Origin of the sequence: Micromonospora sp. GCM10011541 (assembly GCF_042650725.1) — a bacterium.
Classification (GTDB): domain Bacteria; phylum Actinomycetota; class Actinomycetes; order Mycobacteriales; family Micromonosporaceae; genus Micromonospora; species Micromonospora sicca.
Map to the genome: position 1 here is coordinate 25,160 of NZ_JBHSBP010000072.1, position 16,613 is coordinate 41,772.

The following is a 16,613-nucleotide window of genomic DNA, read 5'->3' on the forward strand; positions in this document are numbered from 1 at the left end:
GGGAACTTCGCCTATCGGCGTCGCCTGGTTTCCAGCGGCCATTCCAGGCTCACTGTCTCGTCACGGCCCTGCCGGTCGAAATACGCCTGAAGATCCCGCCCCTGCTCGGCGTACCAGGTGACTTGCGCCTGATGGAGGTCATCGGGGCGCATCCGGGCGATCCGTTCATGGCGGGCCGCGATCGACACCGCCATGTCGACCGCCGCACGCGCGTCGCTTGCTGCGTCATGCGCGGCCGCCAGCTTGACCTCGTAGTACTTGCACAGGTCGCCGAGCTGCCGGCCGCCGTACCAACGGGGCTCGACCTGCTTATGCAGGATCGAGGGGTCGATGATGACGGCACGGTCCCAGTCCAGCGGCGGAAGACCGTGGCGAGCCAGCTCGGTGTGCAGTGCCGTGACGTCGTAGTGGGCGCAGAAAGCGACGAGCGGCGTGTCGTCCGCGATCAGCTTCGCGATCGCCGTTCCCAGTTCGGCCAGCGCCTCCCGAGGTGACCTTCCGGCGCTGCTCACCATCTCGTTGGTGATCCCGTGGATGGCGGTGGCGTCGGCCGGGATCGGCACGCCGGGGTTGATGAGCCACTTCGCCGTCGTGCCGTCGGCGTACACCAGCGCTGCCGACAGAATGCGGGTTTCCGTGGGCTCGTCCACCGTGCCCTCAATGTCGAAGCCCACAACCGGCATGTCGTGCCACCCGCGATTCGTCCCCGCCGGTGGAGCCGCTCTGACCGGTACGCACTCATGGTGGAACGGATTCCAGCGGCCACCGACGTTCTCCGCCTGTCCGGCCCCGGCCTCCACCCATTTCCGGCACTCTCCACAGCTCCCGGCGTACCTGTTGATCACGACGACGGGCCTCCTGTGCTGGTTTCTGGTGCGGTGGTTCGTGCGGGCGCAAGGGGGATGAGGCGCGAAGATCCACGCGCCTGAAAGATCTTGGATCGCTGGTCAGGCCGCTGCCACCCTCGGTGCGGGTCAGTTATCGACCTGTGTGGACGATCAAGACTGCCCAGTCGTCGGGGATTGGCGGCTTCGCGACAGACGGCCGACCAATGCGGGCCTTGTAGGCATGGGAATAGATCTATACGCTCGGCCTCAACACCGATAGTGATCAATCCACTACTTGGTGCCAGCTCTGGGTTCTGCCGACCTGGGGGAGGGCGGACATGGCGTTGTCGTATCCCGCCGTGCAGGTGGTCGGGGGTCTGTTGCCCGGTGGAGTGGTGCAGCGGATCGGCGAGGGTGATCCGGAAGTCCCCGGGATCGACCCCGTCTCCTATGACCTCGGCGCCAGCGAATCGGTGCGCCGCCTGGCCAACGCGAAGTACCTCTACCTGCGCGACACGTACACCGACTTCGCGAAGCGGCGGGCGCGCGGCGCGGCGTCCATCGCGCGCCTGACGCGGGACGAGTGGCTCGGCCCGCTGCTGCGCGAACTGCAATACGGCGACTATGAGCCGTTGCCCGGCGGCATCCCCATCGATGACCGATCCTTCCCGGTCAGCCATCGGTGGCGACAAACCGTGCCGCTACACCTGCTGCCCTGGCACGCCGACCTCGACCAGCGGGTCGGCCGCGCCGGCGGACCCGCGGGCGCCGCACCGCACGCCATGGTCCAGCAACTGCTGAACCAGAGCGATCGGCATCTCTGGGGGGTGCTGTCAAACGGTCAGCGCCTGCGATTGCTGCGCGACTCGACGAGTCTCGTTGGCTCGTCGTACATCGAGTTCGACCTTCAGTCGATCTTCGAGGGGGAGCTTTTCGCGGATTTCGTGCTGTTGTTCCGGATGGCGCACGCCAGCCGGCTCAAGGTCCGCGACGAGGAAATCGGTCCGCCGTCCTGCCTGCTAGAGCAGTGGCGGGCGTACGGCGCCAAGCAGGGCGAGCGGGCGCTCACCCGGCTGCGCGGCGGGGTCGAGGCCGCGCTGGAGATCCTGGGTACGGGCTTCCTCGACCACCCGGCCAACCAGCACCTCCGCGAGGTCATCGGGACGGACCTGTCGCTGGCCGACTTCAAGCGCTCGCTGTTGAGGCTCGTCTACAAGCTCCTCTTCTGGATGGTCGTCGAAGACCGGGAGCTGCTGCTCGACCCGGCAGCCGACCAGGCCGCGCGCCAGCGCTACGACGCGTACCTGTCGTCGCAGCGATTGCGCAAGCTCGCGGTCGTTCGCCGCTACTCCCGACACGGTGACCTCTGGCAGGGTGTCAAGCTGGTCTTCCGCATCCTCGGCTCGGAAACCGGCTCCCGTACGGTCGGTCTGCCCGCCATCGGCGGGATCTTCGAGCAGAGCGTCCTCGACGAGCCGCTCTGCGGCGCGGAGTTGACGAATGCTGCCCTCCTCCAAGCAGTCGAGGCGTTGAGCGTGCTGGCGAAGCGCCACGGCGGGCGGCAGCTGGTCGACTTCCGGCATCTCGGTGCCGAGGAGTTGGGCAGCGTGTACGAGGCCCTCTTGGAGCTGCACCCGCACTGGGACGCGACGCGTAGGCGATTCCACTTCTCCCGGCTCAACGGCAACGACCGCAAGAAGAGCGGCAGCTACTACACCCCCGCCACTCTGGTCGACAGTCTCCTCGACTCCACGCTGGAGCCGCTGCTCGAAGAGGCATGCGACAAGCCGACCCGCGACGCGCGCGAAGCAGCACTGCTCGACATCACCGTCTGCGATCCGGCGGTTGGGTCCGGGCACTTCCTCATCGCCGCGGCCCGACGTATCGCCAAGCGGCTTGCGGCCGAGCGAAGCGATGAGGCGGAACCAAGCATCGATGCCGTCCGGATCGCGTTGCGCACCGTCGTTAGCCGTTGCTGCTACGGGGTCGACCTGAACGAGATGGCAGCGGAGCTGGCGAAGGTTTCGCTCTGGCTGGAGGCATTTGAACCCGGCAAGCCCCTGGGCTATCTCGACGCCAACATCCGGGTCGGCAACTCGCTGCTGGGAGCGACGCCCGCGATGCTACGCCGTGGCATCCCTGACGCCGCCTTCGTCGCGCTCGACGGCGACGACCGGGCCGTGGTCAACGCGCTGCGCAAGCAGAACGCCGCCGAGCGGCGGGGTCAGCGGCCGCTCGGCGACGCGGTCGGCGTGAACCTCGACCTCGCCGAGGAAGCGCGGGCGATCGCGCACCTGGCGCCGTGTGAGTCGCTGGCCGACGTGCACGTCCAAGCTAAGCGGGCCGAGTTGCTGGACGAGGACCGCAGGTGCGCCCGGCTGATCGCCGACGCCTGGTGCACGGCGTTCGTCGGCCCGAAGACCGAGCGCACGCGTGAATACGCGATCACCCACGGCACCCTGGAACGGCTGGCGGAGGGGAAGCGCGGCAGCACGATCCAGGCGGCCCGCCAAGTCGTCGAGACCATGAGCCGGCAGTACCGCTTCTTCCACTGGCACATCGAGTTCCCGCACATCTTCCGAGTCCCGCCGGACGGCGCTGGCGTCGACTCGGCGACCGGCTGGACGGGCGGCTTCTCCTGCATCCTCACCAACCCGCCGTGGGAGAAGATCGAGCTGAAGCAGGAGGAGTTTTTCGCCAGCCGTGATCAGGCGATTGCCGGTGCCGAGCACGCCGCCGCGCGGCGAGAGCTGATCAAAGCGCTGCGGACGAGGGGACACCAGAGCGGGCAGGACCTCTACGGCGAACTGCTCACCGCGCAACGGGAGGTGGGCGGGGTAAGCCATATGGTCCGTGCCTCGGGCAGGTACCCGCTCACCGGGGCCGGAAGGCTCAACACGTACGCCGTCTTCGCCGAGGCCGCGCGAGGCATCGCAGCCCCGCGGAGCCTGCTCGGGATGATCCTGCCCACCGGTATCGCGACCGACGCGACCACACAGGCCCTCTTCAAGAACGTGGTGACCAGCGAAAGCCTGGTGTCGCTCCACGACTTCGAGAACGAGGAGAAACTGTTCTCAAACGTGCATCACTCACTTCGCTTTTCCCTGCTTACGATCGCTGGGCGTGAGCGAACTGCGCCAGCGGCCTCTCTGGCATTCCGGGCTCGAAGGGTCTCTGACATAGAGGTGCGGGCCTACCGGCTGACGCCGGACGAGATCGGCCTACTCAACCCCAACACGGGTACCTGCCCGGTCTTCCTGTCACGACGTGATGCCGAGATCGCGCTGGGGATTTACAGCCGGGTGCCGGTGCTCTGGCGGGAGGATGATCCCGGTGGCAATCCGTGGCGGCTCTGGCTCCGTCAGGGCCTGTTCAACATGGCGACCGACTCCGGTCTCTTCCACACCTTTGATCGACTCGTCGATGCGGGCTGGAAGCTCGTACGCAACGTCTTCGTGCGGGGCGGGGAGCGGATGTTGCCGCTGTACGAGGCGAAAATGGCGCACCATTTCGACCATCGGCTCGGCACGTATGAGGGTGCGACCGAGGCGCAGCTCAACGTGGGCACCCTGCCGAGGCTCGACGACGACGCCCACCGGGACCCGGCAGAGACCGTCATGCCTCGCTACTGGGTGGCTGAGCCGGAGGTGGAGGCCCGGCTCGGGAACCGCTGGTCGCGCGGCTGGCTGCTCGGCTGGCGCGACATCTGCCGCAGCACCGACGAGCGCACGCTAATCTCAGCCGTCGCGAGCCGATCCGCGGTTGGCGACAAGTTCCTGCTTGCCCTGCCCGGAGGGCATCCAGCTTGCCTACAGGGCAACCTCAGTTCTCTCTGTCTCGACTACGTGGTGCGGCAGAAGTTCGCAGGCACATCGCTGAAGTTCTACGTACTCAAACAGTTGCCGGTGTTGCCGCCCGAGAGCTATGAGCGGCGGGTGCCGTGGGATCCGGAAGCGCTGGACCTGGCGGCGTGGATCACTGCTCGCGTGCTTGAGCTGACCTACACCGCCGACGACCTCGCGCCGTACGCCCGCGACCTGGGAGACGACGGACCGCCGTTCGTCTGGGATCCGCAGCGGCGGGAGCTGATCCGCGCGGAGCTGGACGCCGCCTACTTCCAGCTCTACGGCCTCAGCCGAGACGAGGTCGACTACGTGCTCGACACCTTCACCGTCTTCCGTCAGCGGGAGGAACGGACGTACGGCGAGTATCGAATGAAGCGTCTGATCCTTGAGCGCTACGACGCGATGACTCGCGCCGCTCATCTGAACCAGCCCTTCCCTCCTGTCCTCGACCCGATGCCCGGGCACGGACGACGTCACGTGGCGGGATGGAGTCGGGCGCAATGACCTGGCGATGCGGGAGGACCTACAGCAGGCCGTAGCGGTGTGCGAACGCGGGAAACTCCGTCCCGGTGCAGGGCAGCCGGTGGCCGGTCTGCCGCAGGGCGTCGATGATCGCACCGGCGCCAATTTCCGTCAGCTTGCCCGCGCCACACCCACCCGCCAGAAGCCAGATCGTCCCGTGCACGGACAGCCCGTGGGCACGACCCACCCTGGTGGCATCACGGTCGTCGGTGATCGCGATCCCGCCGTGGATGTCGGCGGCGGCAAAGACGCTGGCCTCGCCCATGTCTCTGGCACCAGCGCCGATCCTGCGGACCCAGTCCGCGAAACACTGGAGTTCGGCGGGCTGGTCAAGGGCAATGACTCGCATCCAGTCAAGTTCCAGTGCGGAGCTGAGGGCGGGATGCTGCTGCACGCCGGAGCGAAGTTCGTCGAGGACCACGGGGGTGGTGGCGCATGGGTGGCCAATGACCATGCTTGCCAGAACATCGAGGCGGTCGGCGCGCGCGAAATGGTTCAGCACGGTGGTGTCGAAGACCAACGCCGGCTTGTCGACCAGTCCTTGGCTGCTCACAGGGCCAGATCTGCCTCATCGCGCGGGGGCAGGTCGTTGCGGGTGATTTGCCCGTGCATGAGTTCGACAGCACGAGAACTCGTCACCAGGTCACGCCGCCATGCCTCCATGACCGCATGCGAATAGCCGGGCGGGACGCGCACGGCATTGAGATCGGGCTGCGGTGACCATCCAACCGCATCCATGAATTCCGCTTGGGTGGGAGTGACCTGGCTCAGCCCCCGTCGCATTGCGGCGTCGAGCCAGCCCCCCTGCTCCGCCTGCCGGAGCGCAAGCGACCACGAGGTGCGATAGCGAGCGGCCAACCGAATGACCTCCTCGCGGAGGTTGCCTTCGGCGTTGCGGATTGGAAAGGCGGCGACCGGCAGCAGGAGTTCGGCGGCGAAGGCATTGATGAGAACCTCGCGGTCCGCCCGCGACATGTGCACTGCCAGGTCGCTGGAGTACTCATCGCCGAGCACCAGATGACCGAGTTCGTGGGCTGCCGTTGCCCGCCGCCGTCCGGGATGCCCGTTGGCGCTGACCACTGCCACCGCCAGCTCACCCTCGATCAGCGAGGCGCCGTCTCCGGGGAGGTCGCTTACTAGGACGTACTGTCCGCTGCGTTCGCTGAACTCCATCAGCGTGTCGATTGGCGCATCGCCCACCCCATGTGCTCGGCGCAGCCATCGTGCCGCCAACCGGGCATCGGCTTCCGATTCGACTCGACCGTCGTAGCGCATCGGGGCGCTAGCGCGCAGCGTCCCCGCGTCGATCATTTGGCGTACGTCGCCGAGCCACGCGGACAGCGTGATGTCAAGGCGCTGGGATCTGCGCGCGACCTCCGTGTCATTGTCCTCTGCGAGCAGCTCCGCGCGATGAGAGATGACAGCTAGTCGTCGCTGCAGGAGGTAGTCGATCGGTACGTCGAGCGCGGTGGCCAGGCGGATGAGTTCCAAGGCATCTACGCGACGCCCACCGGCCTCGACCTTCGCAATCATCGTCCGGTCAAGCCCGACGCGCGCAGCCAACTCGGCCTGCGACATGCCGGCGCCGAGGCGTGCCTGACGGATCTGCTCGCCAACGGTCGTCCAGTCGCTGTCTTCGACCATGGTGCGATAATCGCACACCTTCGCTGATTGTGGGCCCGAAACTGTCGTCAGTTCGGGGTACGGGCCGCTGCCGGTGCTGCCTTCTTGGCTGCCCGCCTGGCCGGCACCCGTACCCCACTCGAGCCCGACCCGAGCACTGACCTGGCCAGCTCGGTCCAGGCCGGTACGTCGACCCCGTCTCGGTCGTCGGTCCAGATCAGCGTGCCCTTTGGGCCGCCCCCTTCCCCATGTGGCAGCACACCCTGTTCGCGGTACCAGGCCAGCTTGCGTTCCCAGGCTGCCTCGTACTGCGGGTTGTCCAACATGCCGAGGTGCTCCCAGTAGACCGGCCGACCATCCGAGCCGGCGATGGTGAAGTCGGGGAGGCGGGTCACCTCGCCGGCGCTCAAGGGCTTCTCGTACTCCCAGCAACCCGGCACCAGGTCCTCAAGGATGCCAGCGATGATCACCTCATTCTTGCTGCGGACCAAAATGCCGGTCGATGTGACATGGATGAGATTGGTGTCGAGCACGCCAGCCGCGGTGCCATCTGGCAGCAGCACCTCGCGGGGCGCAGGAGCCGCGAACAGGTCCGTGAGCCGGCGGGCCGTCTCGGAACCGGTTGACCGCGTCAGCTCGAACAGCTCGTCGATCGGCCGCTCATGCAGCAGGACGACCTTCTCCTTCTGGCGGGTGAGCGCGGTGTAGAGCAACTCCCGGGACAGCCGCCGCGAAGACCCAGGCAGCAGTACGAAAACCTTGCCGAACTCCGAACCCTGGGCCTTGTGCACCGTGATCGCCCAGGCGAGTTCGAGCGCCGGGTCGTCCTCATTGCTGGAGGCGTAGCTGTACCGCGACCCGACCTGGGACGAGAACTCGATATGGGTGTACTTGGGGGGAGAACCTTTCTTGCTGATCTGCCCAACCACTACTCCGATCTCGCCGTTCGCCACGTAGTTCAGCGCATCGGGGACGACAGGCCAGGCCTTCTTGGTCTTGTTCTGATTGTTGAGGACCTTGTCGCCGAGCACGATCTGCTCCGCTCCGATCGGCGGCGGCACCGTGCGTTCGTACGATGGGCGCAGCGCGTCTTTCAATGCCTTGCCGCGATACTTGCGCTTCAGGCGTCGGTTCACCTCGATGGTGCCCCACGGGCTGGTCCGAGTGGGGGAGAGAATCTGCCATGCCTCCGACCGCTCGCCGGCCCCATCCTTGCCCGTGGGGAAGTTGACCCACGGCCCGTTCTCCTGGCCGCCATAGGACAGCTCGAACTTCGCAAAGGCCTTCGGCCCGGCTATGTCCAGCTCCTCCGCGAGGGCCGCGTCGATAGCCTGCTCCGGACGCGCCCCCTGCCACGCGCGAGCCGCCAGCGTGTCCATCTCGGCCCCGTTGCGGAGCCGATGCCACACCTCTTCGAATCCCTCGGGGATCTCGTCACCGGCGAACCAGCCAGCCAGCATCAGGTCGTCGCGCACATGGCCGGACTGCCGCCGCAGCACTGTCAGCTCCGCGTACCCGGGAGCTACCCGGGGGAATGCCGGCACCTTCGTTTCACGGGTGAGCCGTGCGATGAGGTCGACGAACGGGCGGCCGGCGCCGATCGGTGGTAGCTGGCGCGGGTCGCCCACCAGGATGAGGCGGTCCGGGGGCCGCAGCGCGTCGAAAAGAGACGCGAGCTGCTCCTCCGTCAGCATGGACGACTCATCCACGATTACCGTCCCGAACCGTGGCGCCTTCGGCCGGCTGCTGTCGATCAAGTAGGCGCCCGTGTCCTTGTCGTACCGGCCGTACTTGCCGAGGAACTGGGCAAGAGTCTGGGCGGGCAATTTCACTTTCTTCGTGAGCTGCACCCGCGCCTTGCCGGTCGGGGCGAGCAGCAAAACGCCGGCGCTGTTGACAGCCGGGTGGTTGGCGAGGGCGTGGATCAGGGTCGTCTTGCCAGTGCCGGCGCGGCCGTCGAGCACGCTCAGCGGCGCGGCAAACAACTCGGTGAGGGCGGCGGTCTTTTCTGCGCGTGCACGGTCCTCGGCCGCGATGTCATCGGCTTGTGGGCTGTAGGCGGGCAGCGCACTATCGAGGACCACGCGCACGTCGCCCGGCGCCTGGTGACGCATTCTGGCCAGCTGCTCCTCGACGGTGGCGCGGATCACTCGGCTCGTCGTTTCCAACCGGGTCAGCTTGAACGCCGGCGACCCGTCGGTTAGCGCCGTCCCGCACACCGGCGGCCAGTACGGCGACTCCTCGTCGTAGCTGAGATCCGAGGGGTGGAGTTCGTGGGCCTCCAGCACATCCTCGGTGAGCGGACAGGGCTCGACCAGCGGCCGCTCCTGGATGGCATCGAGCATCCGGCCGAGCGGCACGACTGTGTCGCCGTAGGCTGCGGCCTCTTCCGCCACGGCCGTCAGCAGCGCCTGCACCCGGCGTTCGTCCGCGGCGTCGACCATCGCGGACGGTTCCTCGAGCGGGAAGGCTGCCCTCACCGACGCTTCAGGGAAGCAGCCCCGGTCAATCACATCGAAGGCAACCTCTGCTGGGCCGCCCAACAGGCAGGTGAATGCGTGGTAGGGGTCTTCCAGCAGCTCCTCGTGGCTCAGGTCGATCTCGGTTCCGCCTGTCAACAGAGCGTCAGCCTGTGCGACGGTGAGGTTGAAGCGGGTCAGCAGCTTCAGGAACCGCAGTTTCTCGTCGGGCAGTTTGCGCCACACCTTGCGCGGTGTGCCGCTCAGCTTCTTGGCCAGTTCGGGACCCAGCTTCGCCGGCTCCTCCATGGCCTGGCCGAGAAAGTCCCAGGGGTCGACGCCCTCGGGGGTCTGCCGGGCGATCGCGCGGGCGACCACCGGACCGTGCGGCACGGACAGGGCCTCGAGGACGGCACCGAGGCCGGGAGCGGGACCGCGCATGGTCCACAGTTCGGCGATGCGCTCCGAGAGCCAGTCCATCGATACCCGCGGCATGTCCAAGCCGAGGTCCAGGCACCGCTCCGCTGCACGGTAGAGCCGCTCAAGCGCCGCGATGGCGGTGTCGTCCGAGACGTGCTCGGTGACGTACATGAACTCCCGGCTGCCGTACTCCGGGGCCCAGGCCAGAGCGTCGCCGAGCTCGTCCGGATCCAGGTCGAGGGCGGCCAGCCCTGCCATCGGCAGCAGCACCCCCTCCTTGCCGTCCGGGCGGAGCGAGTGCCGGACGTTGGTCTCCCACATGTGGTTGGGGAACGGCGTCGATCCCGCCGTCTTCCAGGCACTGGGCAGATCTATGTCGGTGATCCGGGCAGCGCCGACCAGGAGGCTGCGTCCACCGCTCGTGCCAGCCGCGGTGAATGGTGAGTGCTTCAGGTAGAAGAAGACGAGGCCGTTGCCCGGCTCGACGTCGGCGAAGAAACGGGTGATCAGGGCGCGCTGGTTCTCGCCGTGAATGACCCATTGTGGCTTGAACTTGAGCGTGTCGTTGACGAGCTCTTCCAGCTCCTCACGATATTCGACGTCAGTGGCCCGGAGCACTTCCGCGACATTGTCCCGGTGCAGCCAGAAGTACGGCGTGGCATGCACGCCGTAGGCGGGCACGGTCACCGGCGTCGGTTGGAGCCGACCCTTCAGCGCCGAGGTGAATCGGTACGGGTGCTCCTTGATCAGCTGATAGCTGTGCGGACTCATGAAGGAGCCGCGCTCGCTGACGCACGGGACCCGATTTGGATTGACCAGGTCGAGCGGCTTGTCGGCGTGGGTGGCTTCGTACTCGTCGTCTCGGTGCTCGCCAATGTTCTTGAAGCAGCACGCAGGACGTGTTGTCCAGTGGTCTGTTACAGACCGTGCCTGCCCAACCGCTGTCGTGCCACGGCACCCGTACCGACAGATGCAGTCCACCGCTCATTGCAAACTACCCTTCGCGAGGAGACCCGACGACGGTGCGTGTCGAGCCTGCGAGCACCCTGTATATCGCACGGCGATGGTGGACGATGTCCCAAATGAACGGGCAACGCGTCGGTTGAGACTTTTTGTCGCTCAAGCATGCCGACCCGCCAGAATCCTCAGCACCAGATGGCGATGGTGCCTCCAGCCGCACACGCCTCGGCTGGGTCGGGGTAGCTGGTCGCCTGGCCCGTCGCGATGCGGTGAGCGCTCCAGGCGCCGGCAGCGGCGTCCAGCACGTCGTCCGGGCCTGCTCGTCCCGCCGCGCCAAGCTCCGCCGGCAGTGCGATGCCGACCTCCAGGAGCAGGTCGCGTCGTTGCATCTGGCCCTGCCATGTCTTCTTGGATGGCAGACTGCGGCCTTGAGCGATCCCGCGGAAAGACACCTCGGGATGCACCTCGAAGAGCCGGTGCGGGGCGATATTCCGGTAGGCGTTGGCTTCCAGCAGCTTGTTGCGCAGCGCCCACGCCTGCCGGCTGAAGCCCTGCCCAGTGATCTCCCGGCAGCGCTTGACCGCCGGCTCGTACTCCTCTTCGAGCCAGACCGGTCGCGGCGGCACCCGGAACACCGTGCTCCTTGCTGCACCGAGAGCGGCAGCCGCTGCGACGTCGGCCTGGCGCCACCCCGCCTCGGCCAGCCCCAGCGGCATGTCGAGGCCCACCACATCGACGTCCGCGCGCTCCGCCAGCAACGCCGGCAGGGTGGCCGCGATGTGTGCTCCCGCGAAGGCGCCGTCATGCAGCTCGATGGCTACCCAGCCGTCCTTGCAGCCGTCTACCCCGAGCACGCGTAGCTTCGTCATGCCGACTGACCGTAGGCTGTTCAGACCACGATCGCTTCGTCCGAAAGGCCGGGACCATGGCTGAAGGTATCCGGTACGGATTACTCGTGCGGACCTGCCTGGAAGTGCTGCGCGACGCCGGCGATCGAATGCCCGGCAAGGCGGTGCTGGAGAAGGTCGCGCAGCGCGTCGCCCTGACGGAGCCGGAGCTGCGCGCGCAGAAGAGCGGAGCTCCCGCATGGATGGTCGCTGCGCATTTCCATACCGGCGATGCCGCCACAGTCGGCTGGATGGTCAAGCGAGACGCCCTCTGGTGGATCACCGATGAGGGCCGTGCGGCGCTCGGCACCTACCCAAGCTCGGAGGAGCTGTACGCCGAGATCAGCCGGCGATACCGTGAGATCGTCCGCAGTCGGAAGCAGGCCCGTAAGAAGTACGAGAGCAAGTTGAGCACCATCGCGGCCGCTCTGGACAATGTGCCCGCCGGGTCTTGGACCGCGTACGACGACCTGGCGGAGCTGGTGGACGGTTCCTCCGAGGAGATCGCCCACCTGCTCGCGGAAACCTACGTCGAGAATTCACATCGCGTGTTGTGGGCTGACGGTCGGGTGCCTGTCGCTGCTTACCAGCACTCAAGACACCGGGGCGATGACCTTCGTAAGCGGTTGATCGAGGAAGGCGTCGAGTTCGAGGGCCGGCAAGCCAGCCGAGAGCAACGGGTGACCATCGACCTGGTAGTGGACCGAGTATCCGTGGCGGAGCCGGCCGCGCGTCGGGCCTGGCTCGTACGCGGTTCGAACGTTGACGGCATCGACCTTGTGCCGGAGTGGCTGGCCCAGGGTTGGGTGTCACTAGCGGCATCGCAGTTGCCGGAGCTAGACGACGAGGTTGAGCCCCAGCGGCTCCAACAGATCGTGGACGAGGAGTATCGGCACAAAAGCTACTCGGTACGGGAGAAGCTCTACAGCTACTTCAGCGCGTTCTTCCGCAAGATGCGGCCCGGCGACTACCTGATGACCGTCCACCGCGGCGACGTCTACCTGGGCTTGGTCGAAGGTGCCGCCTATTTCGTGGATTCACCGGACCGGCGGTCCAACCTGCGTCGGCCGGCGCGCTGGCTCAACACGAAGCAACCGCAGGATCTGACAAACCTGACCGGGTCGCTGCCCACGCTGACCCAGAGCCAGGACGACCTGATCGACCTGACTGACGCGCTCGACGCCCTCGAGCGGCTTTACGCCGACTTGGTCTCGGTGCAGCCGACAGTGGAGCCGATCCCAGAGGCTCAGCTCGCCGACTTGACCGAAGAGACGGCGACCGACCTGCTGACGGATCAGGAATGGTTGGGGGAGTTGCGCGAGCTGCTCGCTGAGCGCCGGCAGGTGATCCTGTACGGCCCGCCGGGCACCGGCAAGACGTACCTGGCGCAGAAGCTGGCAGCCCGCCTGACCGAGCCGCACGCCGTCAAGCTGATCCAGTTCCACCCGTCCTACACGTACGAGGACTTCTTCGAAGGCTTCCGCCCGGAGAGTGGCGAAGACGGGACCCTTCGGTTCAAGCTGACCTCGGGCCCGCTGCGAAAGCTCGCTGACGACGCCCGGGAGCACCCCTCCACCGCGTACGTCCTGGTTATTGACGAGATCAACCGCGGCAACCTGGCGAAGATCTTCGGTGAGCTGTACTTCCTGCTCGAGTACCGCGACCAGCGGATCCGGTTGCAGTACTCCGCGGAGGACTTCACCCTGTCGACAAACCTCTACTTCATCGGCACGATGAATACGGCCGATCGGTCGATCGCCCTGGTCGATGCCGCGATGCGGCGCCGGTTCGCCTTCGTCGAGATGCACCCTGCCAAGCCGCCGGTCTCCGGGCTGCTGCGCCGCTGGCTGAACCGAGAGGGATTGAACTCCGACTCGCCCGATCTGCTTGACGCGCTCAACGGGCGGCTTGTCGACGCGGACTACGCGATAGGCCCGTCGTACTTGATGCGGCAGTCAATCTATGCCAAGCCGGACGGGCTCGAGCGAGTGTGGCGCCACGACATCATGCCGTTGCTCGTCGAGCACCACTACGCCGACGACATTGACGTCGAGCGGCGCTACGCGCTCGACGTCCTGCGGCAATCGCTGCCGCACCAGCCATGGCCCTGATCCAAGTACGTGAGGCTGGCCCGGCGGTGCAGGTACACCTCAGCGCCGAGGATGCACGCCGGCTCGCTGCCTCGGAGATTGTCGAGGTACGCCCCGGCCCGACAGGCGGCATGTGGATTGTGCGCGCCGGGAACAAGGTCGGTGCAGCTCGCATTGGCGAGGTGGAACTGCACATCGAGCCCAAGGTGCCAGTCGCCAGGCTGCTCTTTCTCGTCGGTTACGCACGTAACCCGAAGGGGTGGCGCAACGAAAACGTCGCGCTGACCGACGAGAAGGGGCTGGTGCCAGCGCTTGCCGCCGCGCTGTGGCGGCAGACCGATCGGGCGCTCCGTCCTGGTCTGTTGCAGGGTTATCAGGTCATCGACGAGACGTCACCGATATTGCGAGGGCGCCTGCGCGAGACGGCGCAACTGAGCCGCAGGGCAGGTCTAGCTTTGCCGCTCGAGATCCGTCACGACGAGTACACCGTCGACATCCCGGAGAACCGCATCCTCGCCACGGCAGTCGATCGGATGCTGGCCGTACCGGGGATCGGTGCCGAGTCACGGCGGATGCTGCGCCACCTTGCGGGACGCTTCGTCGGAGTTGTCCGGCTACGGGCCGGCTTGCCGGCACCGATGTGGCGTCCAAGTCGGCTCAACGATCGGCTGGTTGTCGCACTGCGGCTGGCTGAACTGGTCCTTGCAGGCGCGTCGGTAGAGGCCGGCCGAGGCGGGGTGGTGTCCAACGCGTTCCTGCTCGACATGTGGCGGGTTTACGAGGATTTCCTCTCGGTGGCGCTCCGCGAGGCGATCGAGCCGGTAGACGGCGGCACGGTGTCCTTTCAGGCCCACCAGCATCTCGACGAAGCTCGGCAACTGGACCTGAGGCCGGACATCCTTTGGCGTGACGCCAGCGGCGGGGTGGGCGCGGTGGTGGACGCGAAGTACAAGGCTGACGCCGCACGCGGGGACGCATACCAGATGCTTGCCTACTGCATCGCTTACCAGCTGTCGCGCGGACACCTGGTCTACGTGTCCGGCGACCATCCGCCGGTCCGGCATCTCGTCCGCAATGCCGGCATCGAGATCGTCTGCCACGCCCTTGACCTTGAAGCCGCCCCCGTGGACCTCCTCGCCCAGGTTCGGGTCCTGTCAGAAACGATCATCGATTCGAAAGCTGCATCAACGGTCGCGCTTCGCTAGGGTTGCCTCGCAGCCTGTCACCGAGGCATCCGGAGGTCGGCGTGGACTTCATCCTCGAAGAATGGACCAAGCAGTTCCAGAAGGATCAAGAGCTGACTGCGTTGAACGACGCCGAGGCATTCGAGGCGTTCGCCGGGTACTGCGTGCTCAGCGCCTACCACGAGGATGACTTCAACCCCGACCAGTTCCGCATGGGCGGTGGGGATGATCTCGGCATGGATGTCGCCGCGGTCGTCGTCAACGGCGACCTGCTCCGTGACGCCGACGAGGTGCGGGACGCGGTGGGGAAGGCCAAGCAACTGGATGTTCGTTTTGTGATCATCCAGGCGAAGCGCAGCGAGAAGTTCGAGACCAAGGTCTTTACCGATCTTGCTGACAATCTCGTTCAGGTGTTCAGCCGCGGGTCGATGACGTACAAGCGGTCTCAGGATGTCGCCAATCTGCGCGCATGCGTAGACGCTGTGTACAAAGACGTGAGCAAGTTCAAGAAGGGCCTGCCGAAGCTGTCGATCCACTACGTCTCCACAGGCCGGCCCGGCGACGGCCTCCTTGAGGAGAAGCGGATCGCCGCGGCGAAGCGGCTGCGGGAGCTTGACATCTTCGAGGACGTGGATGTTGTCGCGGTCGGCGCCAGCCAGCTGCGGGAGCTCTACAAGAAGGCGTCGGAGGCGGTTGGTGCGAGCTTTACCATGCCGAAGAAGCTGCCACTGCCCAAGATTCCGGGCGTTGAGCAGGCGTTCCTTGGCGTGCTCCCCGCAAGGAAGCTGGTTGAGAGGATCTTGACCGATCCCAACGGCGGGATTCGCAAGGTTCTGTTCTACGAAAACGTCCGCGACTTTCAGGGCTACAACTCAGTTAACGCCGAGATCCGTCGCACCCTTCAAGACCCGGATCGTCGTGGGCGCTTCGCGGTCCTCAACAACGGGATCACGATCGTCGCGAGAGAGCTGACGACGACCGGCGAAGAGGTCCACATCCGCGACTTTCAGATTGTCAACGGCTGTCAAACCTGTCACGTGCTGTTCGACCAGCGAGAGAGCCTCTCCGACGGCGTGCACGTCAACGTCAGGCTGATCCAGTCCAACGACGAGGACGTCATCGGCGGGATCATCGCAGCGACCAACCGGCAGACGGCCGTCACCGAGGACGACCTCGCAGCACGAGAGTCGTTCCACAAGAAACTGGAGGACTTCTTCGCCGCCCAGCCGGAATCGCGCAGGCTGTACTACGAGCGGCGGTCCCGCCAGTACAGCGGGGAAGCCAGCGTCGAGCGGACCCGGGTCATCACCCGGCCTCAGCTGACGAAGGCTTACGCGGCGATGATCCTGAACGAGCCCGCCGGCACAGGCCGTTACGCGCGTTTGAAGAGCAAGCACGAGAAGATGCTTTTCCAGCCTAACCATGATCCCCTCGTCTACTACACGACTGCGGCGGCTTTCTACCGGCTCGAGTGGCTCTTCCGTAACAAGAGGGCATTCTGGGGTTACCGGGCCGCGCGTCATCATCTGCTGGCCGCGCTGAAAGTCCGGCTGGTGGGGACCGGGTCCCTGCCTCCTGGGGCCGGCGGGAAGAACATCTGCGACAAGATCCTTCGGGTGGTGTGGCACCCCTTGGAGTCGGAGCATCACTTCGCTCAGCTACTCACCGTGGTCGTCACGGCTCAAGTGGAAGAGGAGAAGGAGCGGGCGGGCGTCCAGCTGAGCGACCTGGTTCGTACGGAGCGCTTTGCCGAGCGCGTGCGTCGTGGGGCGCTCGAGCTTGCGTCGTAGGCTTAT

At 66.2% G+C, this 16,613-nt stretch carries 9 protein-coding genes; 4 read left to right on the forward strand and 5 right to left on the reverse strand.

All coding sequences use genetic code 11. The features are described 5' to 3' along the window. Positions 1-11: 11 nt before the first annotated feature. A complete protein-coding gene (locus ACFOYX_RS28150; protein WP_322443749.1) occupies positions 12-683 on the reverse strand; it encodes an exonuclease domain-containing protein in 672 nt (223 codons plus the stop codon). A 482-nt stretch (positions 684-1,165) separates the two neighbouring features. Here ACFOYX_RS28150 and ACFOYX_RS28155 point away from each other — a divergent pair, with 482 nt between their 5' ends. Next, positions 1,166-5,176 (forward strand): Eco57I restriction-modification methylase domain-containing protein, encoded by a 4,011-nt coding sequence (locus tag ACFOYX_RS28155; RefSeq protein WP_322443750.1) that lies wholly within the window; start codon positions 1,166-1,168, stop codon positions 5,174-5,176. Between the two features lie 19 nt (positions 5,177-5,195). Here the strand turns inward: ACFOYX_RS28155 and ACFOYX_RS28160 are convergent, their stop codons facing one another. The 4 genes from ACFOYX_RS28160 to ACFOYX_RS28175 all read right to left on the reverse strand — a co-directional run bounded on the left by ACFOYX_RS28160 (position 5,196) and on the right by ACFOYX_RS28175 (position 11,525). Further along, positions 5,196-5,747 (reverse strand): hypothetical protein, encoded by a 552-nt coding sequence (locus tag ACFOYX_RS28160; RefSeq protein WP_322443751.1) that lies wholly within the window; start codon positions 5,745-5,747, stop codon positions 5,196-5,198. After that, on the reverse strand, positions 5,744-6,838 hold the full coding sequence (locus ACFOYX_RS28165) for an XRE family transcriptional regulator (RefSeq protein WP_322443752.1): 1,095 nt from the start codon (positions 6,836-6,838) through the stop codon (positions 5,744-5,746). Before ACFOYX_RS28165 ends, ACFOYX_RS28160 begins: the two co-directional genes overlap by 4 nt. A 47-nt stretch (positions 6,839-6,885) precedes the next feature. Next, on the reverse strand, positions 6,886-10,467 hold the full coding sequence (locus ACFOYX_RS28170; RefSeq protein ID WP_377534543.1) for an AAA family ATPase: 3,582 nt from the start codon (positions 10,465-10,467) through the stop codon (positions 6,886-6,888). Positions 10,468-10,841: 374 nt separating this feature from the next. Continuing rightward, positions 10,842-11,525: a DUF429 domain-containing protein gene (locus tag ACFOYX_RS28175; protein WP_322443798.1), complete on the reverse strand. Its 684-nt coding sequence runs from the start codon at positions 11,523-11,525 to the stop codon at positions 10,842-10,844. 56 nt (positions 11,526-11,581) lie between these two features. On the opposite strand from ACFOYX_RS28175, the gene ACFOYX_RS28180 reads away from it, so the two are divergent. From ACFOYX_RS28180 to ACFOYX_RS28190, 3 genes are read left to right on the forward strand one after another with little or no spacing between them, the layout of a single operon-like run. Then, on the forward strand, positions 11,582-13,654 hold the full coding sequence (locus ACFOYX_RS28180) for an AAA family ATPase (RefSeq protein WP_322443799.1): 2,073 nt from the start codon (positions 11,582-11,584) through the stop codon (positions 13,652-13,654). Further along, the gene (locus ACFOYX_RS28185) at positions 13,645-14,838 is read left to right on the forward strand and encodes a restriction endonuclease (RefSeq protein ID WP_322443800.1); all 1,194 of its coding nucleotides are present in this window, start codon (positions 13,645-13,647) and stop codon (positions 14,836-14,838) included. The genes ACFOYX_RS28180 and ACFOYX_RS28185 overlap by 10 nt, the downstream gene beginning before the upstream one ends. A gap of 41 nt (positions 14,839-14,879) precedes the next feature. Next, positions 14,880-16,607: an AIPR family protein gene (locus tag ACFOYX_RS28190; protein WP_322443801.1), complete on the forward strand. Its 1,728-nt coding sequence runs from the start codon at positions 14,880-14,882 to the stop codon at positions 16,605-16,607. Positions 16,608-16,613: the final 6 nt, after the last annotated feature.

Excerpts from the sequence above, each read along its gene's own strand:
- ACFOYX_RS28150 (WP_322443749.1), bottom strand. The coding sequence starts at position 683 with ATGCCGGTTGTGGGCTTCGACATTGAGGGCACGGTGGACGAGCCCACG.
- ACFOYX_RS28175 (WP_322443798.1), bottom strand. The coding sequence starts at position 11,525 with ATGACGAAGCTACGCGTGCTCGGGGTAGACGGCTGCAAGGACGGCTGG.
- ACFOYX_RS28155 (WP_322443750.1), top strand. The coding sequence starts at position 1,166 with ATGGCGTTGTCGTATCCCGCCGTGCAGGTGGTCGGGGGTCTGTTGCCC.
- ACFOYX_RS28170 (WP_377534543.1), bottom strand. The coding sequence starts at position 10,467 with ATGAGTCCGCACAGCTATCAGCTGATCAAGGAGCACCCGTACCGATTC.
- ACFOYX_RS28165 (WP_322443752.1), bottom strand. The coding sequence starts at position 6,838 with ATGGTCGAAGACAGCGACTGGACGACCGTTGGCGAGCAGATCCGTCAG.
- ACFOYX_RS28180 (WP_322443799.1), top strand. The coding sequence starts at position 11,582 with ATGGCTGAAGGTATCCGGTACGGATTACTCGTGCGGACCTGCCTGGAA.
- ACFOYX_RS28185 (WP_322443800.1), top strand. The coding sequence starts at position 13,645 with ATGGCCCTGATCCAAGTACGTGAGGCTGGCCCGGCGGTGCAGGTACAC.